The organism is Vibrio sp. OPT46 (genome assembly GCF_015163535.1).
Lineage (GTDB): Bacteria > Pseudomonadota > Gammaproteobacteria > Enterobacterales > Vibrionaceae > Vibrio > Vibrio alginolyticus.
In genome coordinates, this window is the sequence record NZ_JADDYG010000763.1 from 1 (window position 1) to 562 (window position 562).

1 protein-coding gene is annotated in these 562 nt (G+C 39.0%); it reads right to left on the reverse strand.

Going from position 1 to position 562, the window contains the following annotated elements; genetic code table 11:
- The coding region (locus IQR33_RS26795) for a hypothetical protein (protein ID WP_193844216.1) at positions 1-339 on the reverse strand (339 nt) is incomplete at its 3' end.
- Between the last annotated feature and the right edge of the window lie 223 nt (positions 340-562).

A 562-nucleotide genomic window follows, 5' to 3' on the forward strand; every position in this document is an offset into this window, starting at 1 on the left:
AGCCTTAAGTAATAAGTTCTTTATCGCTTTGTAGTGCTTCAGCTGCTTTTGAGGTAATACTAGTGTGTTGTCTATTGGTAGAAGCAATGACAGTTCATGTTCAATGGAGTGATCATCAGATTGCTCTTTCTCATTAAGTTTGTTGAAAAAGAAATGGTCATGTGCATGCTTGATTACAGTCAAAGTATCCTCACTGATGAAGTGAATGTCTGGGTGGAAACCAAGAGCGTTCAAAAAATTGGCTTTATCAATGATCTTATTGCCTGTTACCTGGCGAGTATCGCACTCATTTCTCTCCAGCCATTGGTAATAGAAAGTGTCTTCTAAGGGTGCCGACATTTTCATATTGTTGATAATGAACAGACTCTTTAAGCAATTGGGCTTTGTATCGCTGTGAACAACTATTGCTCTTGAGGGACGACTAGCACCAAATTTTTTTTTGTATTCCGCTCTACTAGGGGTGTCTAGAAGTACGGAAGAGCCGCAGTCATAAAGCACCTCAACATTTCCTAATGATTGTGAAAGAATGAATGACAGACCATCTTCGTCTATAAATGTTGTA